At 66.4% G+C, this 25836-nt stretch carries 26 protein-coding genes; 16 read left to right on the plus strand and 10 right to left on the minus strand.

Annotated elements, in window-relative coordinates; all coding sequences use genetic code 11:
- Nucleotides 1-182: 182 nt before the first annotated feature.
- The gene (locus A5750_RS01890; RefSeq protein ID WP_066957306.1) at nucleotides 183-1355 is read right to left on the minus strand and encodes an acyl-CoA dehydrogenase family protein; all 1173 of its coding nucleotides are present in this window, start codon (nucleotides 1353-1355) and stop codon (nucleotides 183-185) included.
- A gap of 120 nt (nucleotides 1356-1475) precedes the next feature.
- Here A5750_RS01890 and fabG point away from each other — a divergent pair, with 120 nt between their 5' ends.
- The 6 genes from fabG to A5750_RS01920 all read left to right on the plus strand — a co-directional run bounded on the left by fabG (nucleotide 1476) and on the right by A5750_RS01920 (nucleotide 6978).
- Entirely contained in the window at nucleotides 1476-2216 is a 741-nt protein-coding gene (gene fabG, locus A5750_RS01895; protein WP_067260907.1) for a 3-oxoacyl-ACP reductase FabG, read from the plus strand.
- Entirely contained in the window at nucleotides 2213-3439 is a 1227-nt protein-coding gene (locus A5750_RS01900) for an acetyl-CoA C-acetyltransferase (protein ID WP_067260909.1), read from the plus strand. The genes fabG and A5750_RS01900 overlap by 4 nt, the downstream gene beginning before the upstream one ends.
- Entirely contained in the window at nucleotides 3436-4629 is a 1194-nt protein-coding gene (locus tag A5750_RS01905) for a CoA transferase (protein ID WP_067260910.1), read from the plus strand. Before A5750_RS01900 ends, A5750_RS01905 begins: the two co-directional genes overlap by 4 nt.
- Nucleotides 4630-4654: 25 nt before the next feature.
- Nucleotides 4655-5854: an acyl-CoA dehydrogenase family protein gene (locus A5750_RS01910; protein ID WP_067260912.1), complete on the plus strand. Its 1200-nt coding sequence runs from the start codon at nucleotides 4655-4657 to the stop codon at nucleotides 5852-5854.
- Nucleotides 5855-5856: 2 nt separating this feature from the next.
- Nucleotides 5857-6549, plus strand: a complete 693-nt coding sequence (locus tag A5750_RS01915) for a GntR family transcriptional regulator (RefSeq protein WP_066957272.1) — start codon at nucleotides 5857-5859, stop codon at nucleotides 6547-6549.
- Nucleotides 6550-6615: 66 nt separating this feature from the next.
- Entirely contained in the window at nucleotides 6616-6978 is a 363-nt protein-coding gene (locus tag A5750_RS01920) for a hypothetical protein (protein WP_067260914.1), read from the plus strand.
- Here A5750_RS01920 and A5750_RS01925 read toward each other — a convergent pair.
- Nucleotides 6975-7949: a GlxA family transcriptional regulator gene (locus A5750_RS01925; RefSeq protein WP_067260917.1), complete on the minus strand. Its 975-nt coding sequence runs from the start codon at nucleotides 7947-7949 to the stop codon at nucleotides 6975-6977. The two genes, A5750_RS01920 and A5750_RS01925, sit on opposite strands and share 4 nt — an antisense overlap.
- 75 nt (nucleotides 7950-8024) lie before the next feature.
- Between A5750_RS01925 and A5750_RS01930 the strand changes: the two genes are divergently transcribed.
- Both A5750_RS01930 and A5750_RS01935 read left to right on the plus strand, forming a co-directional pair.
- Nucleotides 8025-8681, plus strand: a complete 657-nt coding sequence (locus A5750_RS01930) for a DJ-1/PfpI family protein (protein WP_066957304.1) — start codon at nucleotides 8025-8027, stop codon at nucleotides 8679-8681.
- Nucleotides 8682-8990 carry a hypothetical protein gene (locus A5750_RS01935; protein WP_067260922.1) on the plus strand — a complete coding sequence of 103 codons (309 nt, stop codon included), beginning with the start codon at nucleotides 8682-8684 and terminating at the stop codon, nucleotides 8988-8990.
- 18 nt (nucleotides 8991-9008) lie between these two features.
- Here the strand turns inward: A5750_RS01935 and A5750_RS01940 are convergent, their stop codons facing one another.
- From A5750_RS01940 to A5750_RS01965, 6 genes are read right to left on the minus strand one after another with little or no spacing between them, the layout of a single operon-like run.
- Complete coding sequence (locus tag A5750_RS01940) at nucleotides 9009-10535, minus strand: class I adenylate-forming enzyme family protein (RefSeq protein ID WP_067260924.1); 1527 nt, start codon at nucleotides 10533-10535, stop codon at nucleotides 9009-9011.
- Entirely contained in the window at nucleotides 10528-12132 is a 1605-nt protein-coding gene (locus tag A5750_RS01945) for a class I adenylate-forming enzyme family protein (RefSeq protein WP_067261135.1), read from the minus strand. Before A5750_RS01945 ends, A5750_RS01940 begins: the two co-directional genes overlap by 8 nt.
- Nucleotides 12122-13594: a class I adenylate-forming enzyme family protein gene (locus tag A5750_RS01950; protein WP_067260925.1), complete on the minus strand. Its 1473-nt coding sequence runs from the start codon at nucleotides 13592-13594 to the stop codon at nucleotides 12122-12124. The genes A5750_RS01945 and A5750_RS01950 overlap by 11 nt, the downstream gene beginning before the upstream one ends.
- Nucleotides 13594-14391 (minus strand): enoyl-CoA hydratase/isomerase family protein, encoded by a 798-nt coding sequence (locus A5750_RS01955; protein ID WP_067260927.1) that lies wholly within the window; start codon nucleotides 14389-14391, stop codon nucleotides 13594-13596. The genes A5750_RS01950 and A5750_RS01955 overlap by 1 nt, the downstream gene beginning before the upstream one ends.
- A complete protein-coding gene (locus tag A5750_RS01960; RefSeq protein ID WP_066957259.1) occupies nucleotides 14382-15194 on the minus strand; it encodes an enoyl-CoA hydratase/isomerase family protein in 813 nt (270 codons plus the stop codon). Before A5750_RS01960 ends, A5750_RS01955 begins: the two co-directional genes overlap by 10 nt.
- Nucleotides 15195-15203: 9 nt before the next feature.
- Entirely contained in the window at nucleotides 15204-16016 is an 813-nt protein-coding gene (locus A5750_RS01965) for an enoyl-CoA hydratase/isomerase family protein (RefSeq protein WP_067260929.1), read from the minus strand.
- Nucleotides 16017-16147: 131 nt separating this feature from the next.
- On the opposite strand from A5750_RS01965, the gene A5750_RS01970 reads away from it, so the two are divergent.
- The gene (locus tag A5750_RS01970; protein ID WP_066957255.1) at nucleotides 16148-16855 is read left to right on the plus strand and encodes a hypothetical protein; all 708 of its coding nucleotides are present in this window, start codon (nucleotides 16148-16150) and stop codon (nucleotides 16853-16855) included.
- Nucleotides 16852-17748 (plus strand): enoyl-CoA hydratase/isomerase family protein, encoded by an 897-nt coding sequence (locus A5750_RS01975; RefSeq protein WP_067260932.1) that lies wholly within the window; start codon nucleotides 16852-16854, stop codon nucleotides 17746-17748. Before A5750_RS01970 ends, A5750_RS01975 begins: the two co-directional genes overlap by 4 nt.
- Before the next feature lie 19 nt (nucleotides 17749-17767).
- Here the strand turns inward: A5750_RS01975 and A5750_RS01980 are convergent, their stop codons facing one another.
- Nucleotides 17768-18580 (minus strand): TetR/AcrR family transcriptional regulator, encoded by an 813-nt coding sequence (locus A5750_RS01980; protein ID WP_067261138.1) that lies wholly within the window; start codon nucleotides 18578-18580, stop codon nucleotides 17768-17770.
- Between the two features lie 222 nt (nucleotides 18581-18802).
- Here A5750_RS01980 and A5750_RS01985 point away from each other — a divergent pair, with 222 nt between their 5' ends.
- Together A5750_RS01985 and A5750_RS01990 are read left to right on the plus strand one after the other, a co-directional pair.
- On the plus strand, nucleotides 18803-19600 hold the full coding sequence (locus tag A5750_RS01985; RefSeq protein WP_067260935.1) for an SDR family NAD(P)-dependent oxidoreductase: 798 nt from the start codon (nucleotides 18803-18805) through the stop codon (nucleotides 19598-19600).
- 44 nt (nucleotides 19601-19644) lie between these two features.
- Entirely contained in the window at nucleotides 19645-20652 is a 1008-nt protein-coding gene (locus A5750_RS01990) for a dihydrodipicolinate synthase family protein (protein ID WP_067261139.1), read from the plus strand.
- Nucleotides 20653-20737: 85 nt separating this feature from the next.
- On the opposite strand, the gene A5750_RS01995 is transcribed toward A5750_RS01990, so the two are convergent.
- On the minus strand, nucleotides 20738-20974 hold the full coding sequence (locus A5750_RS01995; RefSeq protein WP_067260937.1) for a general stress protein CsbD: 237 nt from the start codon (nucleotides 20972-20974) through the stop codon (nucleotides 20738-20740).
- A 295-nt stretch (nucleotides 20975-21269) separates the two neighbouring features.
- On the opposite strand from A5750_RS01995, the gene A5750_RS02000 reads away from it, so the two are divergent.
- Genes A5750_RS02000 through A5750_RS02015 form a run of 4 tightly spaced genes read left to right on the plus strand, consistent with a single transcriptional unit; the run spans nucleotide 21270 to nucleotide 25836 of the window.
- Nucleotides 21270-22112, plus strand: coding sequence for an enoyl-CoA hydratase (locus A5750_RS02000; protein WP_067260939.1), 843 nt, complete (start codon nucleotides 21270-21272; stop codon nucleotides 22110-22112).
- A 31-nt stretch (nucleotides 22113-22143) separates the two neighbouring features.
- Nucleotides 22144-23346: an amidohydrolase family protein gene (locus A5750_RS02005; RefSeq protein ID WP_067260941.1), complete on the plus strand. Its 1203-nt coding sequence runs from the start codon at nucleotides 22144-22146 to the stop codon at nucleotides 23344-23346.
- Between the two features lie 11 nt (nucleotides 23347-23357).
- The gene (locus A5750_RS02010) at nucleotides 23358-25025 is read left to right on the plus strand and encodes an acyl-CoA synthetase (protein ID WP_067260943.1); all 1668 of its coding nucleotides are present in this window, start codon (nucleotides 23358-23360) and stop codon (nucleotides 25023-25025) included.
- Nucleotides 25006-25836, plus strand: a complete 831-nt coding sequence (locus A5750_RS02015; RefSeq protein WP_067260945.1) for an amidohydrolase family protein — start codon at nucleotides 25006-25008, stop codon at nucleotides 25834-25836. Before A5750_RS02010 ends, A5750_RS02015 begins: the two co-directional genes overlap by 20 nt.

Below are 25836 nucleotides of genomic sequence, written 5' to 3' on the forward strand. Positions count from 1 at the left end.
GGGGCGTGGGCGGGCCCGCCGCCCGCCGCGGGCCGGGGGGGGCCCCGGGCGTGGCGGGCGCCCCCGCGCCCCCCCCCCCCGGGGGGGGCGCGGGCCCCGCCCCGCCCGCGGCTCCGGTGATGAATGCCACTCTGCCTGCAAGCTTTCCGCTCATAGTTTGCTCCCCTGTTGGTCCGGCCGCTCTATCGCTGAGCCGCCTTGACGAGGTTCGATCCGATGATCAAACGCTGAATCTCGCTGGTGCCCTCGTACAGCCGCAGCAGGCGTACATCGCGGTAGATGCGTTCGACGGCAACGCCACGCATATAACCGCTGCCACCGTGGATTTGAACCGCGAGATCCGCGACGTTGCCGGCCATTTCGGTGCAGAAGAGTTTGGCCGCCGACGGGGCGATTCTGCGATCCTCGCCCGCGACCCACTGCCGAGCGGCATCGCGCACCAGCGCCCGGCCGGCCATCACCGCGGTTTGCTGATCGGCGAGCATCGCCTGCACCAACTGGAAGTTCCCGATCGGCGTTCCGCCCTGGGTTGCGGTGGCGGCGTAGGAGACCGATTCGTCGAGCGCGCGTTGCGCGGCGCCCACCGCGAGGGCGGCGATGTGCACCCGTCCCCGGGCCAGCGAGGTCATCGCCGCTCGATATCCGATGTCTTCGCTGCCGCCGATCAGCGCGTCGGATCCGACGCGGACGTCGTCGAAGCTGACGTCGGCCGTCCAAGCACCCTCCTGCCCCATCTTGGCGTCCTTGGCTCCCACCTCGACACCCGCGGCGTCCGCGGGCACCAGGAAGACGGCGATTCCCGGGCCCTGGTCGTCGGCCGGCCGGGTGCGTGCGAAGACGACGAACAGATTGGCGACGGGCGCGTTCGTGATGAAACGCTTCTGCCCGGAGATCACCCAATCGCCTTCGTCGCGAACGGCTTTGGTGCGCAGACCGGCCGGGTTGGATCCGGCGCCCGGTTCGGTCAGCGCGAAGGAGGCGACGACGTCGCCGGCCGCAATCGATTCCAGCCAGCGGGATTTCTGCTCATCGGTGCCGAAGCCCACCAGAACTTGTCCGGCGATGCCGTTGTTGGTGCCGAACATCGAACGCAGTGCCAGGGACGTGTAGCCCAACTCCATCGCAAGCTCGACGTCTTGCACGAGGTTGAGGCCCAGGCCGCCCCACTCCTGCGGAATCGCGTAGCCGAACAGGCCCATCTTCTTGGCTTCGTCGCGGAGGTCGTCCGGAACGCGGTCCTGTTCGAGGATCTCCTGCTCGCGGGGCACGACGGCGCTGCGGACGAATTGCCTTGTCTGAGCGAGGATCTCTCGGAAATCGTCGTCCGAGACTTCGGCGACTTCGGCGGTGGCCATCGACTCCACGCTCCTCTCCTGGCCCGGGGCACCCCGGCTCAGAGCAGGATCCTATATCAAATATGATATTTGCCTTGAGGGGCGTCCGGTGGTGGAGACAACAGTGAAGGATGTGACCAGGTGTCGTTGTTGGCAGGTCAGACCGCGGTAATCACGGGCGGAGCGCAAGGGTTGGGGCTTGCCATCGCCGAGCGTTTTGTCGCCGAGGGCGCCCGGGTTGTGCTCGGCGACATCAATCTCGAGGAAACCCAGGTCGTGGCCAAGCAATTGGGCGGTGATGACGTAGCGGTCGCGGTCCGCTGCGATGTCACTCAGGCGTCCGATGTCGAAACGCTGATCCAAACCGCGGTTGAGCGCTTCGGCACCCTGGACATCATGGTCAACAACGCCGGCATCACCCGTGATGCGACCATGCGCAAGATGACCGAGGAGCAGTTCGATCAGGTCATCGCCGTGCATTTGAAGGGGACCTGGAACGGCACTCGGCTCGCGGCGGCGGTCATGCGCGAAAACAAGCGTGGCGCGATCATCAACATGTCCTCGGTGTCGGGCAAGGTCGGCATGGTCGGGCAGACCAACTACTCGGCGGCCAAGGCGGGCATCGTCGGCATGACCAAAGCCGCGGCCAAAGAGTTGGCTTACCTGGGCGTCCGGGTGAACGCGATCGCCCCCGGTTTGATCCGCTCCGCGATGACAGAGGCTATGCCGCAGCGCATTTGGGATTCAAAGGTTGCCGAGGTGCCGATGGGCCGGGCCGGTGAGCCCAGCGAAGTCGCCAGCGTGGCGCTGTTTTTGGCGTCCGACCTGTCGTCGTACATGACCGGCACCGTCATGGAAATCACCGGCGGCCGACACCTATGAGTGCCGTCCGCGAAGCCGTTGTCTGTGAACCCGTCAGGACGCCGATCGGGCGCTACGGCGGAATGTTCAAGGCGCTGACCGCCGTCGACCTCGGCGTCGCCGCGCTGAAGGGGTTATTGGAGCGGACCGGGCTGGCGCCCGAGGCCGTGCAAGACGTGGTCCTGGGCCATTGTTATCCCAGTAGCGAGGCGCCGGCGATCGGGCGCGTCGTGGCGCTGGACTCGGGCCTGCCGGTGACGGTTCCCGGCATGCAGGTCGACCGGCGTTGCGGCTCGGGCCTGCAAGCGGTCATCCAGGCGTGCCTGCAAGTGGCTAGCGGCAATAACGATCTCGTCATCGCCGGCGGCTGCGAAAGCATGAGCAACGTCGCCTTCTACTCCACCGACATGCGCTGGGGCGGCGCCCGCGGTGGCGTCCGGGTGCATGACGGGCTGGCCCGTGGGCGCACCACCGCCGGTGGCCGGCACTACCCGGTGCCGGGAGGCATGCTGGAAACTGCCGAGAATCTGCGCCGCCAGTACGACATTTCCCGCCAGGAGCAGGACGAGCTGGCGGTGCGGTCGCACCAGCGCGCGGTGGCCGCGCAGAAGGACGGCATCCTCTCCGAGGAGATCATTCCCGTGGCGGTGCCCGGCCGCCACGGCGAGGAACTGATCGACACCGACGAACATCCGCGCGCCGACACATCGGTCGAGTCGTTGAGCAAACTGAAACCCGTTCTGCTGGACGAGGATTCGGAGGCGACGGTCACCGCCGGAAACGCCAGCGGGCAGAACGACGCGGCGTCGATGTGCGTGGTGACCACACCCGAGAAGGCCGCCGAGTACGGTCTGAAGCCCCTGGTGCGTCTGGTGTCGTGGGCGGTGGCGGGGGTCGCGCCCAACCTCATGGGGATCGGGCCGGTGCCGGCGACCGAGGCGGCGCTGGAAAAGGCCGGTCTGCGGCTGTCCGACATCGACCTCATCGAACTCAACGAAGCCTTTGCCGCGCAAGCGCTCGCTGTCATGCGGGAATGGAATTTCGGTGCCGCCGACCACGAGCGCACCAACGTGCACGGCTCCGGGATCTCCCTGGGCCACCCGGTCGGTGCGACGGGTGGGCGGATGCTGGCCAGCCTGGCGCGCGAGCTCAACCGCCGCGAGGCGGGCTACGGGCTGGAGACCATGTGCATCGGCGGCGGGCAGGGACTGGCCGCGGTGTTCGAGCGGGTCGCCCCGACGTGACCGGGCCCCTGAACGGCCTCACTGTCGTGGAGGTTTCCAGCTTCGTCGCCGCCCCGCTGTGTGGCATGACGCTCAATCAGCTTGGCGCGGAGGTGATCCGCATCGACCCGATCGGTGGCGCGTCCGACGTGCACCGGTGGCCGCTGGCGGCAGACGGCACATCGATCTACTGGACCGGGCTGAACAAGGGAAAGCGCTCGGCCACCATCGATTTGCGGTCCCCCGACGGGCAGGAGCTGGTCCAGCGGCTCATCGTCGAGGGGGACGGCGTGGTGGTGACCAACGCCGCCGGCCTGTCCTGGCTCAGTCACGACGTGTTGACATCCAAGCGGCCCGACGTCATTCACGTGCAGCTGCTCGGGCGCGGCGACGGTTCCACTGGCGTGGATTACACCGTCAACGCCGGCATCGGATTCCCGCTCGTCACCGGCCTCGCGGATCACGCCGGCCCGATCAACCACGTGCTGCCGGCGTGGGACGTCTCCTGCGGCCTGTACGCAGCGCTGGCCGTCGTCACCGCCCTCCGCCGCCGCGACGAAAGCGGTGCGGGTGCGCGGATCAGCGTGGCGCTCGAGGACGTCGCACTGGCCACCGCCGGAAACCTGGGACTGCTGACCGAGCCCCAAGTCACCGGCACGCAACGGCAGCGCCTGGGCAACGCCATCTACGGGCAGTACGGACAGGACTTCGCCAGCCGCGACGGCGCCCGGTTCATGGTTGTCACCCTGACCCGCCGGCACTTTCGCGATCTTGTCGACGTGACGGGCACCGGCACCGCGGTAACCGCGCTCGCTGAGGCGCTGGGCGTCGACTTCGGCTCCGAGGGTGACCGCTACCGATACCGCGACGTGCTGTCCGGCCTCTTCGGCACCTGGTTCGCCGACCACACCGCCGAGGAGATCACCGGCGCGCTGTCGGGCACGACGGTGCTCTACGAGCGGTACCGCACCTTCGCGGAGGTCGCCGCCGGCCCGAAGGTGACTGCCAACCCGCTGTTTTCCCTCCTGCACCAGGAGGGCCTGGGTGACTACTTCGCCCCCGGCCTGCCGGTAACGCTCGACGGCACCCACCCCGCCGGCACGGCCGCCCCGGCCTTGGGGCAAGACACCGTCGAGGTCCTCGAGCGGCGTTTGGGGTTGACGAGGGCCGACATCGAACGCCTGACGGACGCCAAGACAATCGCTTGCTGAGCAAGCCAATACGGAAAGACAGCGCATGACCAAACTCGCCCAGACCCTGGGGTTGACGGAATTCCAGACCGAAATCATCGCCACCGTAAGGCAATTCGTCGACAAGGAAGTCATCCCCAACGCCGCGGAACTCGACCGCGGGGACACCTACCCTCAGGACATCGTCGACCGGATGCGCGACATGGGCCTGTTCGGACTGATGATTCCGGAGGAGTACGGGGGTTTGGGGGAGTCGCTGCTGACGTACGCGCTGTGCGTCGAAGAGCTGGCGCGCGGTTGGATGAGCGTTTCCGGGGTGCTCAACACGCACTTCATCGTGGCCTACATGCTGCGTCAGCACGGCACTGATGCGCAGAAGCAACGGTTCCTGCCGCGGATGGCCACCGGCGAGACGCGGGGGTCCTTCTCTATGTCGGAGCCGGAGCTGGGCTCCGATGTCGCCGCCATCCGGACTCGGGCGGTGCGCGATCGGGACGGCGACGGCGACTACGCCATCAACGGCCAAAAGATGTGGCTGACCAACGGCGGGAGCTCGACGCTGATCGCGGTGCTTGTTCGCACCGACGAAGGGGCCGACAAGCCGCACCGGAACCTGACCACCTTCTTGGTCGAGAAGCCAACGGGTTTCGGTGAAGTCGTGCCCGGCCTGGTCATACCGGGCAAGATCGACAAGCTGGGGTACAAGGGGATCGACACCACCGAACTCATCTTCGACGGCTACCAGGCAAGCGCCGACGACGTTCTGGGCGGTAGCCCCGGACAGGGCTTCTTCCAGATGATGGACGGCATCGAGGTCGGCAGGGTCAATGTGTCTGCCCGAGCCTGCGGCGTGGGCATCCGCGCCTTCGAGCTCGCGGTCCGTTACGCCCAGCAGCGCCACACCTTCGGCAAGCCCATCGCCGAGCACCAGGCCATCGCATTCCAGCTGGCCGAGATGGCCACCAAGATCGAAGCGGCGCACCTGATGATGGTCAATGCGGCCCGACTGAAAGACTCGGGGGAGCGCAACGACGTCGCCGCCGGGATGGCCAAATACCTGTGCAGCGAATATTGCACCGAGGTGACCCAGCAGAGTTTCCGGATCCACGGCGGCTACGGCTATTCCAAGGAATACGAGATCGAGCGGCTGATGCGTGACGCTCCGTTCCTTCTGATCGGCGAGGGAACCAGCGAAATCCAGAAGAACATCATCAGCAAGCGACTGCTCGCCGAATACCAGGTCTAGCGATGACGATCCCGGATTTCGCCGCGCGACCGCAACTTTCGGACGATGTCGCACGCTTCATCCGCCGGCGGATCTTCGATGGTACCTACGCCGCGGGGTCCTACGTCCGCCTGGATCAACTGGCCGCCGAGTTGGGAATCAGCGTCACACCGGTGCGGGAGGCACTCTTCGCCCTGCGCGCGGAAGGCCTGATCGACCAACAGCCCCGCCGCGGTTTCATGGTGCTGCCGGTGACGGGTCGCGACGTCACCGACGTCGCGAACCTTCAGGCTCACGTCGGTGGTGAACTCGCGGCGCGGGCCGCGATCAACATCACCGACGACCAACTGCGCGAACTCAAACAGATCCAGGCGGAACTCGAAGACGCCTACGCCGGCGATGACGACGAGCGGACGGTGCGCCTCAACCACCAATTCCACCGCGCCATCAACGTTGCCGCGGACTCGCCGAAGCTCGCCCAGTTGATGTCGCAGATCACCCGCTACGCACCGGAATCGGTGTTTCCGGCCATCGAAGGTTGGCCCGAACAGTCGATGAGGGATCATCGCCGGATCCTGTCCGCGCTGAAAAAGCGTGACGACCAGCTGGCCCGCGCGGCGATGTCACAACACCTCGCCGCCGGCGCGGTTCCGCTGATCGATCACCTCACCGCCCGCGGGGTGGTCATGGACGCGAGCCGTCCGGCCTCGGGCTAACTGTTGTTCCCGCGCGCGCCTCGGCATATTCTGCCTGGGAGGGGGCAATGACATAAGCGAGGAAAAGTGCCCCGAACGATCCGCGCGTCGGCCATCTTCGGTGTAGCTGTGATCGCGACAGCTCTCGCACCCCCGGCCGTCGCCGACCCACTGGACCCGATCCCCGGCAATGGCGTCTTTGTCGTGGGCCCCGACATCGCACCGGGCCTTTACCACACGGGCGGCTCGGGTTCGGCCTTCGGCGTCTGGATCAACAACGTGCCAACCCAGGACTCGATGTGCTCGTGGTTCACCTACAGCACGCCCGATGCGAACAAGGAGCACGTGCTTCAGACGAACACCTCGATCGGTCCGATGTACGCGAACATCAACACGGCGGTCAAAGCCTTCGAGTCGCAGAACTGTCAACCCTGGACCCGAGTTTCCTAGCGCGCCTCGCCGGCCCAGGCCCGGGAGTCGTGATTCTTGTCGCGAAAGGCATTGCGATAACTTTGCGGCGCCACTCCCACCAGGCGGCGGAACTGTTCGCGGAAATTCGTCACTGATGCGAAACCGACTCGGCGCGAGATGGATTCGACGCTGTCGGAGCTGCACTCGAGCAGCTCCTCGGCGTGCTTGATCCGGACGCTGTTCACCCACTGCATCGGCGTCTGGCCCGTTTCCGTCTTGAACCGCCGGTTGAGGGTTCGCTCGCTGGTGGCGGCCTGCCTCGCGATGTCGCGGAGCGTCAGCGGCAGGTGGGCGTTGCCCTCCAGCCAGACCAGCAGACCGTCGAGTTCGGTGTCGGACCTTCCGCGGCGGCGAATGACGAACTGAGCCTGGTCGCCGGTGCGGTGAAGGGGCGTGACCGCTAACCGGGCGGCGTCGGCGGCCGCCGCCGAGCCGTAGTCACGCGCAACCATGTACAGGCACAAGTCGAGCCCCGCGGACGCCCCGGCGGAGGTGAGAACCTGGCCTTCGTCGACGTAGAGCGCGGCGGCATCGAGTCGGACGTCTGGATGCACGGCGGAAAACAGGTCGGCGGCCGACCAATGCGTGGTGGCGCGTTTGCCGGCCAGTATCCCGGCGGCGGCGACGGTGAAGGTGCCGCTGCAGATGGAGGCGATGCGAATCCCCTTGCCGTACGCGGACTTCAGCGCCGCGATGACGTCCTCCCGGACCGGCACCGTGACGTCGTTGCGCCCGGGCACCACGATGGTATCGGCGTTCGCGAGTTCCGCCAGGCCGCAATCGGTGGCGATCCGCACCGGTCCGGCCGGAACGACGGGGTCCGCGCCGCAAACCCGAACGCGGTACCCCGGAGCGCCGGTCGGGAGGTAGGCACGACCGAATACCTCGATCGCGATCGCCAGATCGAACGCGATGACGTCCGGCTCGGCCAGGATCGCCACGGAGTGCATGGGTTGGCAATATACCGGTCCATAGTGTCAATCCAGCCACTGGTTTTGTCGGACGCGGCCGATGACGATGACGTGGTGCACGCACAGATCGTCTTGTACGACGGGTTCGACCCGCTTGACGTCGTCGGGCCCTTCGAAGTCTTGTCGGCTGGCAGCGACCGTGTGGGAGGTGACCTGACGGTGACGCTGGTGTCGGCGGAGGGGCCGCGCAGCGTCATCGGCGGCACTCGCGGTTTGGCGCTGACGGCCGCCGCCGCACTCGATCCATCGGAAAGCGGCTGCGTGATCGTGCCCGGCGCCAGCGGCCCCATCACCGGTGATCCGGACGACGGCGTCGAGACCATCCCGGTGCTGCTGGCCCGAGCCGCGCAGACCGAGCTGACACCGTTGTTGCGGAAGGCGTTTGACAACCCGGAGGTGACGGTGGGCGGTGTCTGTGGCGGATCCGTGGTGATGGCGATGTCCGGCCTGATCGAGGGGCGCCATGCGGTGACTCATCACCTGGGCCTGGAGCTGCTCGAAGCCGCGGGTGTGCATGCGGTGGCGGCGCGCGTGGTCGACGACGGCGACCTGATCACCGCGGGCGGTGTCACGTCGGGGCTGGATCTGGCCCTGTACCTGCTGGACCGGTGGTACGGACCGCGAGTCGCGCACGCCGTCGAGGAGCTTTTCGAGTACGAGCGTCGGGGCACCGTGTGGCGTCCGACGGGACGAGATCCGGTGGAGGCATAGATGGGCATCGGCGGTGACTGGGACGTAACGATCAAGACCCCGATCGGGACTCTGGCCGTGCGGTATGCGTTCGCCGAGTTGCCGGGCGGACTGACCGGCACGGCGACGTACAAGGGCGAAACAGTTCCCTTGCAGGACTTGATAAGTGGCGCGGCCACCGAGGGCACGCGGCTGACCTGGCGGCAATCGGTGACCAAACCGATGCGGCTCAACCTGGACTTCGACGTCGTGGTCGACGGGGATCGGATGGCCGGGCATTCCCGCGCGGGCCGGTTACCGCGGTCGGCGGTCTCCGGCATCCGCCGCTGACCGCCAGTACGACGCCGGTCAGCCCGCGAGGGCCTCGATCAGCATCTCCCGCAGCCGACCGGTGTCGACCTTGCCGGTGCCCCCGCGCGGCACGCCGTCATCGGATTCCAACAACAGCCACACGGTCGGAACCTTGAACGCGCTCAGCAGCTTTCGCGCATAACGACTCAGATGATCGGCGGACACGGCCCCGTCGCACACCACAACCGCGCCCACCCGTTGGCCCGTGGTTCCCGGCACGCTGGTGACAAAGGCGCTGCGGACACCGTCGATGGTGCGCAGCGCTCGTTCGACCTCGCTGGGATAGACGGTGGCGCCGCTGACCTTGAACATGTCGTCGGAGCGCCCGTGGTAGAACAGGAACCCCTCGTCGTCGAGGCGGCCCAGGTCGCCGGTGGGGTAGAAGCCGTCGGCGGTGAACAGCTCTTCTCGGCTGCGACCGCAGATGCCGCGCAGCGTGTGTGGCCCCCGAATCTGGATCATGCCCACGGCGCCGGCCGGCACGGGCTCGCCGCTGTCGGGATCCACGATGCGAACCTCCATGCCGCTGAACGGCTTTCCGCAGCTGCCCCACGCAGTCTCGGGCATGTCGGTGTCGGCGGGATAGCCGCAGTATGGACCGAATGCCTCGGTCATGCCGAACAACGTGGCCCGAGCGCCCGGCTGGGCCCGCTGTTCGGGCGGGAGCAGTGCCTGCAGGCTCCCCGGCCGCAGGGCCGACAGATCGGCGCCGACAGTGGCGGCGTGCCTGGCCAACGTCTCCGCTTGGTCCGGCCAGCCGCGAAACAGCGTCACCCGCTCGGCTTCCAGCAGGCGCAGCGTGGTCTCCGGCCGCGGAATCTCCTCCGTCACCAGGGTGGCACCGGCCAGCAGCGTGGACAGGATTCCGCTGCCGAAGCCGCCCACCCAGAAGAACGGCATGGGTAGGTACAGCCGGGTGTCGGCGGTGATGCAGCGCGCGGCCAGGCCCGACCGCACGGCCTCCAGTGCACTGCCGTGAGAGTGCAGGACCCCCTTGGGGGCCCCACTGCTGCCGGAGGTGAACATGATGACCAACGGGTCGGCGGCCGTGACCGTCTCCGTCATGGCATCGACGATTCGGCGCACCGGCTCGCCGGCGGTGGCGTGGGTGAGCCGGTCGGTCGTCCAGACCTGACGCAGGGCAGGAAGTTCGGGCCGCAGCTCCTGAAGCTCATCGAGATAGCGATGACCGCGAAATTCGTCGACACTGACCAGGAACTGGACCGCCGCGACACGCAGCTGCGCGGCGAGCTCACCGGCCTGCAGCAGCGTGCTCAGCGGTACCAGCACGGCACCGATGCGGGTCAGCGCGACAGCGACCTGTACCCAGCGAGCGCTATTGGGCATGATCAATCCCACCCGGGTGCCCTTGCCCACACCGGCTTCAATGAATACCGCGGCCAATTCTCTTGTGGTGAGGTCGAGTTCGCGATAACTGATCCGCGACGCAGGGTCGATGACCATCGGTATGTCGCCGTCGCGATCGGAGCGGAACCGCACCAGTCCGTCGATGGTGTCAGGCATCGAAGAGCTCTCTCAGTCCCCGTGTGTCGACTTTGCCGCTGGAGAGCAGCGGCAGTTGGTCGCGCGACAATGTCAGGAACCGCCGGGGAATCTTGTATGCTGACAATTCCGCCTTCAGCCCGTCGCGCAGCGCCGCCTCGTCGAAGGCGGCGCCCTCGGGCACGACCACGACCGCCGCGACCAGTTGTCCGCGCTGCGCATCCGGGACACCGACGACATGGGCCGTCAGCCCGCCGGTGACCTTGGCGATTGCCCGTTCCACTTCGTCGGCCGAGACATTGGCGCCGGCCGTCTTGATCATCGTGCTGAGCCGGCCGACGTAATAGAAGAACCCGTCGGCGTCGGCGCGCACCAAATCCCCGGTGTGGAACCAACCGTCGGCGTCGAAGCACTCCTCGCGACTGCGTCGGTAGTAGCGCTGCATCACGAACGGTCCCCGGATACGCAGTTCCCCGACCCTGCCGACGCCGACCGCTAGTCCGGTTTGGGTGTCGACGATCCTGGTGTCGAAGCCGGGCGCCGGTCTGCCGAACGATCCGCGCCTGCTCTCGGGTTGATCGGTCTCGTCGTCGCTGATCAGCACGACGCTGCCGGCCTCGGTCATGCCCAGCATGTTGTGCCGCAGCTCGGGATCGGCCGGTCGAACCGCAGCCGCCATGATCGGGTACAGGTTGCCGCGACGCATCGATGACAGGTCACGGCGCGCGAAGCTCGGATGGTCGGCGAGGTGCGCGATCCCTGCGCTGAAACCGTTGGTCAAGGTGGGTTTTTCGGCTTCCAGCAAATCGAGCGTCGTACCGGGATCCTCGGCGTTGGAGCACACCAGCGTCGAGCCGGCGACCAGGGTGGCGAGCAGTCCGAACGCGAAGCCGCCGATCCAGCAGAACGGCGAATTGCAGAACAGCTTGTCGTCGGCCGTCAAACCGCGAATGGCGTTGAGATTGCGCTGGTGTTCGAGCAGCGCGCCGTGTGTGTGTACGACGCCCTTGGGGGCGCTGCTGGAGCCCGACGTGTACACGATGGCCAGGGGATCGCAACCCCGGACGTCATCTTGCGTCGCCGCCAACAGCGCGGGGGTCACGGTATCGGCCAGCCGGTAGAACCGGTCGATGTCGCGGACGCGCCGCCGCGCACCGGGGCGGTAGCTGATGCCGACCTGCCGGAGTTGCGGTGCGGCCGGGGCCAAGAACCGGTAGTCGGACCCGAAATCCGAGTCCGACAGCACCTGCTCGAGGCGTTGCACGTAGTCGTGTGTGCGGAAAGATGCTGCGCTCAAGAGTATTTCGACATCGCTGTCGAGCAGTTGTTCGTGCATCTCGCGGGCGGTGACGAAGGTGGAGAAGGGAACCACCACGGCGCCGATTCGCGCCGCCGCCAGCATAGCGACGACGAATTCCGACCCGTTGGGATAGAGCAGGCCGACGTGGGTGCCCTTGCCCGCGCCGACCGCGATCAGCCCGCGGGCGAGCTCGGCCGAGCGGGCCTCGGCTTGGCCATAACTGATGCGGTCAGCGTCGCAGATGAGTAGCGGACGTTCTGCGCCCGCACGGGCCCGGCGTGTCAGGACGTCGGCGACGGTCGGGCTGTCACCGGGCATGGTCACTGTTGGCTGCGCTGAAGAAGCGCTGAACCGCGCCCAGATCGGCTTTGCCCGACGGTGTCCGCGGGATGGTGTCGACGATCGCGATCTCGGTGGGAATCTCGTAGCGCGCCAGCCGCGTTCCCAGGTATTGCACCAGCGCGTCGCAGTCGACGGACGCGGACCCGCGCAGCTCCACCAGGGCGACCGGCGTCGCCCCGAGACGCTCGTCGGGCCGGCCGACCACCGCTGCACCTGCCACCGCGGGGTGGCTCTCCAGGGCGGTGCGAACGTCGTCGGGCATCACCTTGAACCCACCACGGATGATCGCCTGGTCGGCCCGCCCGACGATCCACACGAAGCCGTCCGCGTCGATGCGCGCCATGTCCGTGGTCCGCATCCACTGGGCCGACGGCCCCAGTTGGCCCGGCTTGACCTCGAGCAGACCGACCTTGTCAGTCCCCAGTGGCGTGCCGTCGTCCGCGACCACCCGCAACTGCGCACCCGGGTTGGCGCGGCCGACGCTGCCCCGTTTGGCGGCCCAATAGCGTTGGTGATCCGGCAGGGTCCAGCCGGCGACACCGCCACCGAATTCGGTTGCCGCGTAAGACGTCAGGACGGGGATGCCGTATTTGGCGGTGAAGGCGTCGGCGTCGTCGGCCGTCAGCGGGGCCGTGCCGCAGGTGACGGCGCGGATGCTGTCCAGATCGGCCGGCGGCAGGTTTGAGTGCAACACCGTGCGCAGGGCCGCGGGTACCAGCGATACGGTCCGCGGCCGGTGCCTGCGCACCGCGTCGGCCCAGGAGTTGAGCTCGAAACGTTCGAGAAGCGCGAATGGTCGTGCGTCGGCGATGCATTGCAGCACGCGGAATACCCCGCCGATGTGCACCAGCGGGGAGTTGACGATCGCGACGCCGCTACGTAGCTCGGTGGGCGCCGGGACGCGGCGGGGTTCGGCGCCCATCACGCTGCGCGCCAACATGTCGTAGCCGAGGTCGACCCTTTTGGGCGGACCCGTCGTACCGCTGGTCAACATTCGTACCGCGACCCCGGTCCGCGGGTGGACCTCCGGACGAGTCGTCGAGGCCCCGGCCGGGGCATCGTCCAACCGACCCGAAATCGCCACCGTGGTGGCGTCGGTCGTCGGGGGCAGCAGTGTCGTCAGATCGGTGCTTTCCCCGATGATCAGGGGCAGCCGCAGTCCGGCGATGTCGGCCTTGGTGCGCTCGTCCCCGCGAGACGGGTTGATGACGACGACGGTGCCACCGCCCAGCAGCACCCCGAGAAACGCGGCCACCTGACCGGGCCGGTTGCGCAGCAGCATCCCGACTTCGTCACCAGCGGTGAGCACGGCGATGCGTTCTGCCATGGCGCGGACCCTCTCCCACGAAATCCATTGGCCGTCATACTCGATCGCGTCGGCGCCCGGCTCCAGGTTGAGGACGTCGGCGATGCGTTGACTGAGCGGGTGCGCAGGCATCAGCGGGTCTTCGGAGTACGCGCCGCACCTTCGCCGTCGGCCTTCTGGGCGGCGAGTTCGGCAGTGCCGAGCGGGTTGCCCAGGCGGGTATAGATCAGCCCCTGCTCCATGGCCGCGCGATACGGCTTGTCGAGCGACTCCCAAATCGCCTTCACCGTGCCCTGAGTCGCGATCGGTGGCTTCGCGGCGATCGTCGCGGCAATCTCGTGCGCGCGGCCCCAGAGCTGCTCGGCGGGGACCACCTCCGACACCAGTCCAATCCGGAGCGCGGTGTCGGCGCTGACCCGCTCGTCGTTACCCATCAAGGCGATGCGCAACGTCTCGCCAAGACCGATGCGCCTCATCAGGCCGATCGGCTCCAACGCGCAGACCAGGCCGGCGGATACGTGCGAGTCGAAAAAGGTGGCGTCCTGCGAACAGATGACGACGTCGGATTCGTTGATGAAGTAGAACGCGCCCGCGGTGCACACGCCCTGAACGGCGCAGACGACCGGCTTCCACATCTTCTGCCACTTGGGGCTGAGCGCCTCGCCGGGATCCTCGTGGTTCCAGATGTTTTCGGGCTGCCCGTAGGGCGTTTTGATGTCCAGCCCTGCGCTGAACGCCCGATCACCGGCGGCCCGCAGCACCACCGCGTTGACCGACTCGTCGAGCTTGACCATGCGCCAGGCGCGGGTCATCTCCTCACACATGGTGCGGTTGAACGCGTTCAGCTGCGCGGGCCGGTTCAGTGTGATGGTCGCGACCCGATCGGTCTCGTCGACCTCGAGCAGGATGGTCTCGAACGTCATCGGCATTGCCAATCGGGCTTGCGTTTCTCGACGAAGGCTTTGGGCCCTTCGGCCGCGTCCTCGGTCCGCAGCACGCGCTCGCGGAACGTTTCTGCCATGATCTCGGCTTCGTGCAGCGGCACGTTGAGACCCTTGAGGATGGCCAGGCGAGTTCCCCGAACCGCCAGCGGCGCATTGGAGTTGACGATGCCGGCGATCTCGTGCGCCCGCTCGAGAAGCCGGTCGTGCTCGACGATTTCGCTGATCAGACCGAGTTCGTAGGCGCGTTGCGCGCTCATCCGCTCGTGCTTGCCCATCAATGCCATCCGCAGGGCAATGGAGCGGGGCAGCACGCGCGACAGCCGCACCATCTCGCGTCCGGCCACTAGTCCGATGCTCACGTGCGGATCGAAGAATGTTGCCTGCTCCGAGGCGATCACGATGTCCGATGTGGTGACCCAGTCCATGCCGGCGCCGCAGCACAACCCGTTGACCGCGGCGAGCACCGGCTTGGCGGCCGTGCGAAATGGGGGAGTGCCCTCCTGCGGTGCCTCCCATTGGTCGTAGGTCGACAGATACGGGCGCTCGTAGATCACCTTGCCGTCTTCGGGAATGGCCCTGACGTCGGCGCCCGTGCAGAACGCGCGACCGGTGCCGGTCACGATGGTCAGCCAGACCTCGTCGTCGTTCTCGGCCTCGTCGTAGGCGGCCCGCAGCTCGGTGATCATGTGGGGGCTGAGGGCGTTGAGGGCGTCCGGACGGTTCAGCGTGATGGTGGCGGTATGCCCGTCGACGTCGTAGTTGATGGTGTCGAACGAGTCAGTAGGCATCCTGCTCCCTCATCGGCCCTGAAACTTCGGTGCCCGTCGCTGCCGGAAGGCTTCCAGGCCTTCCTTGAAATCTGCTGTCCGGCAGGATAGTTCGAGATTGAACAGCTCCTGGGTCATGGCTTGGCTCAGCGTGGCCTGCTGGCCGAAGCTCAGGGCCTGCTTGGTCAGCCCGATCGCCGCGGTCGGACCGCAAACCAGCCGCTCGAGCAGTTCCTCGGCGGTGCCCTCGAGTTCGGCGGGGTCTACCGCTTGGTGGATCAATCCCCAGTCGGCCGCATCGTCCGCGCTGACCTTCTCGCCGAGCAGCAGCATCCGCCTGGCCCGTGCCAGGCCGACCAGCCGGGGCAGCAGCCAAGTCGCGCCCGAGTCGGGGCTGAAGCCCCGGTCCACGAAGGGCTCCCAGAACACCGCATCGCTGGCGGCAACAGTGAAGTCGGCTGCCAGCGCGAGATTGCACCCGAACCCCGCGGCCCATCCTCGCACGCTACAGAGCACCGGCAGCTGGATGCTCGCCACCAGTTCGATCACGCGATGAGCGGCATGGGGGATGCGCCGCACGAGATCGCCGGTGCGGGGACGTTGTTGGTCGTTGGCGGCGACCCAGTCCACTCCGGCGCAGAAGTCGTCGCCGCCCCGGATGTGAACCGCGCGCAACGAATCGTCGGCGGCGGCATCGGTCAGTGTCTCAACCATGGACCCAATCATTGCCTGGCTCAACGAGTTACGCCGGGATGGACGATCCAGCGTCAGCCGCAGCACGGCGCCGTCCCGCCGCACTGTCACCGCACCATCGGCACCGGCCGCGTCGGCCTCCTGACTCACCGTCGAATCCGGCCTTTCTGCCGATACGGTTACCCATACAGTAGGCAATACGATTGATACGCTGTATAAGTTAGCAGGGTACGCTGCCGCCGGACATAGCCGGGCCGGAACCCGAGCGAAAAGAGACAAGCATGGCCTTGCAGGAGGGGCGACCCGAGGGGCGGGCCGCTTCAGAGGCGCCGGGCACCAGCGACGCCAAATTCGGCGAGCGGCCCCTGGCCCAGACCGTGGCCGCCGCCGGGGCCATGCGGCGCCTGAGTTCGCTGCTGCTGTCCCTCGAACATCCGCATCCGACGGTCGACACCATGGTGGAGAAGTTCGCGCAGTGGGAGCGCGAGCTCGCGGTCGCGGCTCCCGTGGACAACGCACCACGCATCGGCGACGTCCCCGATGACCCTCGGCGCGTCTATCTCAACCACGCGACAGACATTGGCGCCTACAACCCGTGCTTTCCGGAGTATCTGTTCGACCACCTCGATGCCGACCAGGCCACCGGGCGGGTCAACTTCCCGCTCGTCTACGAGGGCCCGCCGGGGTTGGTGCACGGCGGCTTTCTGGGCGTCTTCTTCGACTGCGTCATCCAGCACCACAATTGCGTCGCAGGCCTTTCGGGCAAGACCCGGTCGTTGGTGGTGACGTTCCGCCGTCCGACCCCCGCGTTGACCGAACTGCGGTTCGACATCGCTCGTGCGCAAAGCGAGCGCGGTGTCGCCTCGACAGCGCGGCTGCTGCTCGATGACGAAGTGCTCTGTACCGGCGAGGTGAGCACGTTGGCGTCACCACCGGAAAAGCTGGCCGGGTTTCAATTCGGCAGGCGGCGAAAGGAGTCCGACACATGACTGCCCCAAGCGCCGAGGACGATCGTGTGCTGTTCGAGGCCGACCGCGACCGCCGCATCGCGACGATCACGCTGAACAATCCCTCGCAACACAATGCCTACGACGCCGCCATGCGCGAGGCCGCCGCCCGCTGTCTGGATCGGGTGGCCGAAGACGACGACCTCACGGTGGTGCTGTTGCGCGGAGCTGGTGGCGTCTTCTCCACCGGCGCCGACATGAACAACGCGTACGGCTGGTACGGCAAGCAGGGCGACGTGGGCGAGGACGCGTCGGCCAAGCGCCGCCCCAGCCAGCGCCGGCGACTCGCCGTGGACCGCAAGTCTTTTGGCTTCTACCACAATTTCATGGGCTTTCCCAAGATCACGGTGGGTGAGATCGCCGGGTATGCGCTCGGCGGCGGGTTCGAGATGGCACTGATGACCGACATCTCCGTGATAGCGCGTGACACGAAGATCGGCATGCCGGCGACCCGCTTCCTCGGCCCGGCGCTCGGCAGCCTGCACATGTTCTTCCACCGGCTGGGGCCCGTGCTGGCCCGCCGCCTGCTGCTCACCGGCGACGTCATCGAGGCCGGCGAGCTCGAGCACCTCGGAATTTTCACCGACACATGCGATTCAGCCGCTGTCGGGGCGCGTGCGCGGTACTGGGCCGAGAAGGCGGCGAAGATGCCCGCCGACGGAGTGGTGATCGCCAAGGAAGCGTTCCGCCTCGTCGAGCAGAGCCAGGCGTACCAGGGTGAGGAAGTTGCCAGCTATCTCTTCCACGCCTTCGGCACCAACCTGCAATTCGGGCCGGACGAGTTCAACTTCGTCAAAACCCGCGCACAGCACGGCACGAAGGAAGCGTTCCGGCTCCGCGATGAATACTTCGACGTGCCGGAACCCGAAGCCTAATAGGCCGATTCGTTCTCGGCTAGCGCGCGGCCGGGGCCTTGGTACGCGCCCGTGAACCAGGCGACTTGGCCGCCTTGCGTGGCCGTGACGGCGCCTGCTTGCCGGCTCTCGATCCCTTGCCCTCCTCGATCAACCGACTGGCGTGATCGAGGATGCAACCGAGGCCGTATTCGAAATTGGTTTCGTCGGGTGCGCCGATCCGATGACCGATCCGGCTTACTTGCGCGAGGAGGGGGGTCTTCTCGGGATCGATGGCGACGGCGTCCTCGATAGCGCGTGCACCCTCGTCGGAGGATTGATTCTTTTCGTACAGCCGCTGCAGCACCACCGATCCGCGGACGTGCACCGAAACGGCCGAGTACGTGTCGAAGGCATCCTCCGGCGACAGCCCGGCCTCAACCAGATTGGCGATCGCCTTCTCCATTTCCTCGGCGCCCAACCGCGCCGCCTTCGGGCTCAGTGCGGCACGAATCAAAATCAGGTCGCACAGAATTGGGTTGCCCATGAAAGTCTTACGCATCAGGCGCGCATGGTTGCGCAGCGTCTCGCGCCAGTCGCTGGCCTCGACGTAGGGGGTGGCGAACACATACTTGCTCAACGCGCGATCGGTCATCGCGTTGAGCAGGTCGTCCTTCTTGCGGAAGTACCAGTAGATGCTGGTCACTCCGACGCCGAGATGTTTGCCGAGCAGCGGCATGCTCAAGTTGTCGATCGATACTTGCTCCGCGAGTTCGAATGCGCCACTGATAATGTCATCGGGATTGATGGATCCGCGTTCGCGTCGTTGACGCTTATCGGCGGTAGCCTGCTTTGCCACTACGGGCACCTCCATCACGATGTATCCTTTGTATACGGTCGGAGAGCTGTGCGAGCTCACCTGCGCATACGCTGGCGTTTCTGCCGCTCGACGATTACCGTCAGCCCGGCCTTTCTGCGCTTTTCCATCTGCTACTGTAATACCTATCGTAGGCTTTTTGGTAACGAAGGCTGGACGGGCGAAGATGACCGGGCACAGGCCATTGATCGAGTCCCCCGATGAGCCACGGGAATTGCCATGGATTTAGGTCTGGCGCATGCGGCAACGGTGGTGGTCGGCGGTAGCCGCGGGATGGGGCTGGCGGCGGCTCGATGCCTCGCCGACGAGGGCGCCCGGGTGGCAGTGGTCGGCCGCAGCCGTGACGCACTCGACTCCGCGGTCGCGGATCTGACCGCACGTGGAAGCGCGGATGCCGTTGGTCTCGTCGCGGACATCGGTGACGCGGGGCAGGTCGACGAAGCATTCGCCGACCTCGCACAGCGGTGGGGCGACGAACTCAATGTGCTTGTCAACACGGTCGGGCCGGGCGCGGCGGGCAGTTTCGACGATTTGACCGACGAGCAGTGGCGCCAAGCCGTCGAAGACGGCGTGATGGGCATGGTGCGCTGCGTCCGTGCGGCACTTCCGCTGCTGCGCAAGGCGCAATGGGCGCGGATAGTCAACTTCTCGGCGCACTCGACCCAGCGGCAGAGCGTCATGCTGCCCGCCTACACGGCGGCCAAGGCGATGCTGACAAGCGTCTCCAAGAATCTGTCGTTGCTGTTGGCCAAGGACGAGATCTTGGTCAACGTGGTGTCGCCAGGCACCATCGCATCCGAGTCGCTGGTCGGCTGGGCGCAGTCGGTGGGCGTCGACGGCGACGACCCCTACGCGCTAATGGACGCCATTGCCAAGCACTTTGGCCATCCCGCGCACATGCCCCGGGCGGGACTGCCGGAGGAGATCGGGCCGGTGGTCGCCTTCCTTGCGTCGCGGCGCAACTCGTACATGACCGGGGCAAACATCAACGTCGACGGTGGTTCGGACTTCACCTAACCGCCCGGATGGAAGAAAGTTCGGCTGACGAGAAGGAGTCGACGGTGGCGACGGCAAGTGAGGCGCGCGCCTGGGCGCGCGGGGCGCTGCGGGGAATCGGCGACTCTCTGTATACCCCGTTCTGCGGCCCGGATGGTGACGACATCGACTGGGAGGCATACCGGACGCTGGTGCGGTATTGCGTCGGCGACCTCGGACACCCGATGTTGTGGTGCACCAGCGGCCTCGCCGAATTCTGGTCGCTGACTCTCGACGAGCGAAAACGCTTGCTGGAGGTGGCGATCGAGGAAGCCCGCGTCGTCAACCCCGGTGTCGTAGTGCAAGCCTGTACGGCGGCCATGGCGGCGAAGGACTGTCTCGAGTTGACGCTGCACGCCCAAGAGGCCGGCGCCGACATTGCCTACATCCAGACGCCGATGATGGAGGCGCACGGCGGCGAGGGCGTGCTGCGATTCTTCAAGTACATCGCTGCCCGCACCGACATCGCCCTGGGCATGTTCAACTCACCGTCGTCCGGTTACGTGCTGACCGCAACCGAGAGCGCACGGATCTACGACGAGGTGCCCGCGGTGTGTGCCACGAAGGAGGGCGCCTTCCGGCCGGCGAGCAGCCGGATGCTGCACCAGTTGGCGCCCGGCCTGGTGCTCTGGGAATGCGACAAAACGGTCTATCGCGCGGGATGGCTGCGCGACGGGATCGTCTGTCCGGCACAGCTGGGCACCGCGGGCTACCTGTTCGAGACCCCACAGCGGCGATTGTTCTCCCATTATTGGGATTTGGTGCAAAGCGACAAGTTGATCGAGGCGATGGATTTCGGTCGTGAGTCGGGACTGGACCAGTTCGACCTGGACGTCGGATCCTGGTGGACCTGTTACCCGGGGCGGCCGGATTACTTCACTCATTGGGCTGGCGCGTTCAAGTACGCCGCCTCGCTGCTCGGATTGCCGATAGGCGAGTATCCGCATTCGCGCCCACCGCAAGCGGAGTTGCCGCCGGAGGCCAAGTCGCAGATCGAAGAGGCCTACCGCCGGCTCGGGCTGATCGGAACGTAGCGTCCACAAAAAGCCGGCACCGCAAGATAACTCACAAGCGACGGCCCGGCCACCGCCACGGTGACCGGGCCGTTCACCAAACGGACTACTGTTCGGCCTTCTGGCGCGCCTCCGCCGTCTTGGCCTTGGCCCGGGCCTTCTCGGCCGCGGCTTCCTTCTTCGCCGCGCTGCGCTGAGCGTCGGCCTTGTCCTGCTGGGCTTGGCCCTCGTTGACCAGATCGTTGCGGCCGATGATCGTGCCGATGATCTCCTTGGCTTTGCCGAAGACCGCTTCGACGATGCCCTGGACCGCCTCGATCGGGCCGCTCTTGATGTCAGCCATTGCGTTTCCCCTCCCTGGTAATGGGTGTTTGAGTTTGCTTTCCCTGTTCGGCGGTCGGGGAAAACGTGATCCGGACGTGGCGCTCGCCACAGCGCGGACGAGGCTCGTCCGCCTGGCGATCCGCGGTGCGGGCGATCGCGGCGGACAGTCCGGTCAACTGGGCGGAAATCCGCTGTTCGGCCGGGGTGCGCGGGGGCGTGGCGACGGTTGTGGAAAACGGTACCGATAGGTATACAGTATGCGTACAAAACATCGCGAAATCCGGTAGGCGAACGACGAGGAGGTACCGGGGGAGATGTCCGGCAGCGACGGCGCTTCCGAGGACGCAGTGCTCTACGAGGCCACCGGCAGCGGCGTCGCGATTCTGACCTTCAACCGTCCGGACCGTCTCAACGCCTGGGGCCCTGACATCGCCGACGGCTTTTACTCCGCGATCGACCGCGCCGAACAGGACCCGGCCATCCGGGTGATCGTGTTGACCGGGCGGGGCAAGGGCTTTTGCGCGGGCGCGTATCTCGGCACGCCGAGTTCCGCGCCGAGCTACGGCGACACGATGAAGAAGGCGGGCCAGACCAAACTCGCCGACTTGGTGGGCGAGCGGCCACCGCATTTCGTGACCACACTGCGCAAGCCCGTGATCGCGGCCATCAATGGCGCCTGTGTTGGCATCGGCCTGACCCAGGCGCTCATGTGCGACGTCCGGTTCGCTTCCGCCGGTGCCAAGTTCGCCGCGGTCTTCGCCCGCCGCGGACTGATCGCCGAGTTCGGCATCTCGTGGATACTCCCGCGCCTCACCACGTGGGGCGTCGCCCTGGATCTGTTGCTGAGTGGACGCACCTTCCTCGCCGAGGAGGCCGCCGAGCTCGGCCTGGTCAAGGAAGTGGTCGCGCCCGAAGATCTGATGAAGCGCGCGTTGGACTACGCCGAGGACATCGCCCGCAATTGTTCGCCGGCGTCCATGGAAGTGATCAAGAGGCAGGTCTACGGTGACGCCACTCGCGATGTCGTGGACGCCACCTCGCGCGCCGAAACCCTGCTGCACGAAGCGATGCCGCGGCCGGACGTCATCGAAGGCATCACCAGCTTCCTCGAGAAGCGGCCCCCGCAGTTCCCCTCGCTCAACTCGACCGACGCTTAGCGCTCGCCGGTACCGCCCGGAAAGGAAGATCATGGCCAACTTGGGTTACAAGGCGATTGACGTCGACAACCACTACTACGAGCCCCTGGACGCCTTCACCCGCCACCTCGACAGGGCTTTCAAGAGCCGCGGCGTCCAGATGGTCAGTCAGGGCAAGCGCACCCTTGCCGTGATCGGGGGCCGGGTCAACCATTTCGTTCCCAACCCCACCTTCGACCCGATCATCGTGCCGGGTTGTCTGGATCTGTTGTTCCGTGGGGAGATCCCCGAAGGCGTCGATCCGGCGTCGCTGATGAAGGTCGAGCGGCTCGCCGACCACCCCGAGTACCAGAACCGCGATGCCCGTGTCGCGGTGATGGACACCCAAGAAATCGAAACGGCGTTCATGCTGCCGACTTTCGCATGCGGGGTCGAGGAGGCACTCAAGCACGACATCGAAGCGACCATGGCGTCGCTGCACGCATTCAACCTGTGGCTCGACGAGGATTGGGGCTTCGACCGGCCCGATCGCCGGATCATTGCCGCGCCGATCATCTCGCTGGCCGATCCGGCCGTGGCGCTCGACGAGGTGGAGTTCGTGTTGGGACGCGGCGCCAAGCTGGTGCTGGTGCGCCCGGCGCCGGTGCCCGGCTTGGTCAAGCCGCGCTCGTTGGGTGATCCCAGCCATGACCCGGTGTGGGCCCGGCTGGCCGAAGCGGGAGTTCCGGTCGGATTCCACCTCAGCGACAGCGGTTATCTGCACATCGCGGCGGCGTGGGGTGGCAAGGCGACATTCGAGGGGTTCGGCGCGAAGGATCCGCTGGACAACGTGCTCCTCGACGACCGTGCCATTCACGACACGATGGCCTCGATGATCGTGCACGGCGTGTTCACCCGTCATCCGAAGCTCAAGGCGGTCAGCATCGAGAACGGCTCGTACTTCGTCCGTCGGCTGATCAAGCGGTTGAAGAAGGCGGCCAATACCCAGCCCCGTGACTTCCCCGAGGATCCGGTGGAGCAATTGCGCAACAATGTTTGGATCGCTCCGTACTACGAGGACGACCTGGTGGAGCTTGCCAATGTCATCGGCATCGACAAGATCTTGTTCGGTTCCGACTGGCCGCACGGCGAGGGCCTCGAGACGCCGGTGGCGTTCGCCGGAGAGCTCAACGGCTTCAGCGAAGAAGATATCCGTAAAGTGATGCGCCACAACGCCCTCGACTTGCTCGGCGTTCCCGCCGTGTCGGCCGTCTAGTCGCTCGCGCTATGAGCGAATGGACCGTGGGCGCCGTTCTCGACGCCATTGCGGACGTGGTGCCCGACCGCCTGATGACGGTGTGTGGAGACCGTAAAAGTACGTTCGCCGAATCGGCACGTCGCACCAACCGGTTGGCGAACTACCTCGAGGGCAGGGGTTTTGGCGTCTATGCCGCGCGCGATGAGTTGCAACCTTGGGAGTGCGGCCAGGATCGGATCGCGCTCATCATGTACAACGACCTCTACCCCGACATGGTGATCGGATGCCTCAAGGCGCGCACCGTCCCGGTCAACGTCAATCACCACTACTCGCCGCGGGAAATCCGCGACCTGCTCGACTATGTGCGCCCCCGAGGCATCATCTACCACCGCTCGCTCGGCGCCCGGTTCGCCGACGTGTTGCCCCCGACCGGCACGGAGTTGCTGATATCAATCGATGACGGCAGTACCGTTCCCCAACTGCCGAAGTCGATCTCGTTCGACGATGTGCTGGCGGCCGCCGGCCCCGACCGCGAGGACGCTGGCTCCCCGGATGACCTCATCATGATGTGTACCGGCGGGACGACGGGACGCCCGAAGGCTGTGCTGTGGCGACAGAGCGACATGTATGTGTCGTCGATGGTGGGCGCCGACCATGCCAGCGTCACCGAGATCCATGACAAGGTCGCCGGGGGCGGACAGCCGTGGTTCGCCGTCTCTCCGCTCATGCACGCCGCCGGCATGTGGACTGCCTTCGCCGCGCTCTGCGCCGGCCTGCCGGTGGTGCTCTACGACGACCGCAACAAGCTGGACGTACGGTCGGTGTGGGAAACCGCCGAGCGCGAGAAGGTGGGCATGATGACGATGGTGGGCGACGCCTACGCCGGGCCGCTGATCGGCGAGCTGCGCGCGCGCTACTACGACCTGTCCTCGCTGAACGCGATCGGCACCGGGGGGGCCGCGACCAACGCGAAACACAAACGCGCACTGATGGAATGCCTGCCGCACATCACCATCATCGAGGGCTACGGATCCTCCGAGAGCGGCAACATGGCGTTCGGGCACAGCCGCGAAGGGAACGCCAGCGAAACCTTCCAGCCCAGGGACGGCGCGACCGTCGTGTCGGCCGATCGCAGCCGGTTCCTGCGGCCAGGCGAGCAGGAGGTCGGCTGGGCCGCCCGGACGGGACGGATTCCGCTCGGGTATTTCGGCGACGCCGAGGCCACACAGCGAACCTTTCCGAAGATCGAGGGACAGCGGGTGGTGATCCCCGGCGACCGGGCATCCCTCGAACCCGACGGCACCATCCGCCTGCTGGGCCGCGATTCGCTGGTCGTGAACACCGGTGGCGAAAAGGTATTCGTCGAGGAAGTCGAGGAGGTGCTGCGAGCACAGCCGGGCGTCGTCGACGCCCTCGTCGTAGGGCGCCCGAGCGAGCGATGGGGACAAGAGGTCGTCGCGCTCGTCGCGACGCACGCCGACGCCCACCTCACCCAGGACGCGCTCTACGGCGCGTGCACCGCGCAGCTGGCGCATTTCAAGGCGCCCAAGGCCTTCATCTTCGTCGAGCAGATCGAACGGCTCGGGAACGGCAAGCCCAATTACCGCTGGGCCAGAGAGCAAGCCACTCAACACGTTCCGGTGATCGCGCTGGTCCCGTCCGACCCGGAAGGAAGTCATGAACACCAAAGCGATTGACTGCCTGGTGAATGTCCACTTCGGGGAAGCCGAATCTCAGCCGACGTGGATGCTCAAGGTCAGGGACGATTACTTCAAGGGCCCCAAGTCGATGTTCGCCCCGGTCGACCTCTCCGAATTGCTCGCCGAGATGGACGAGCAGGGTGTGCAGAAGGCGATCCTGATGGACTCGCTTGCCAACCCGTCCACGACCGCGCGCAAATTCGTCGAAGCCAGGCCGGACCGGTTCGCGCTGGCCATGGGCGGGGTCAACTTGCTGCGGCCGGTGCGGTCGCTGCGCGAACTGAGCGCCATCTCGGCCGAGCTGCCCGTCGCGTACGCCGTAGTCGGACCGAGCTTTTGGGGCGACGGCCAGTACCCGCCCAGCGACGCCGTGTACTACCCGCTCTATGCCAAGTGCGCGGAACTGGACCTTCCGCTCTGCATCAACACCGGTATCCCGGGACCACCGATACCCGGGGAGGTTCAGCACCCGATGCACCTGGACCGCGTGTGCGTGCGATTCCCCGAACTGCGGCTGTGCATGATTCACGGCGCCGACCCGTGGTGGGACGTCGCGATCCGGTTGCTGTTGAAGTACGCCAACCTGCGCCTCATGACGTCGGCGTGGTCGCCCAAGCGGCTGCCCGAGAGTCTGCTGCACTACATGCGCACGCGTGGGCCCAACAAGGTGATCTACGCGTCGGACTGGCCGGTATTGCCCATGCGTCGCGTCATACCCGAGGCCCGTGCCCTTGACCTGCCCGCCGAGGTGCTGGACAACTACCTTTACCACAACGCGCGAGACTTCTTCTTCGGGAAGGACGAATAA

This window comes from Mycobacterium sp. 852002-51613_SCH5001154, from assembly GCF_001667425.1.
GTDB lineage: Bacteria > Actinomycetota > Actinomycetes > Mycobacteriales > Mycobacteriaceae > Mycobacterium.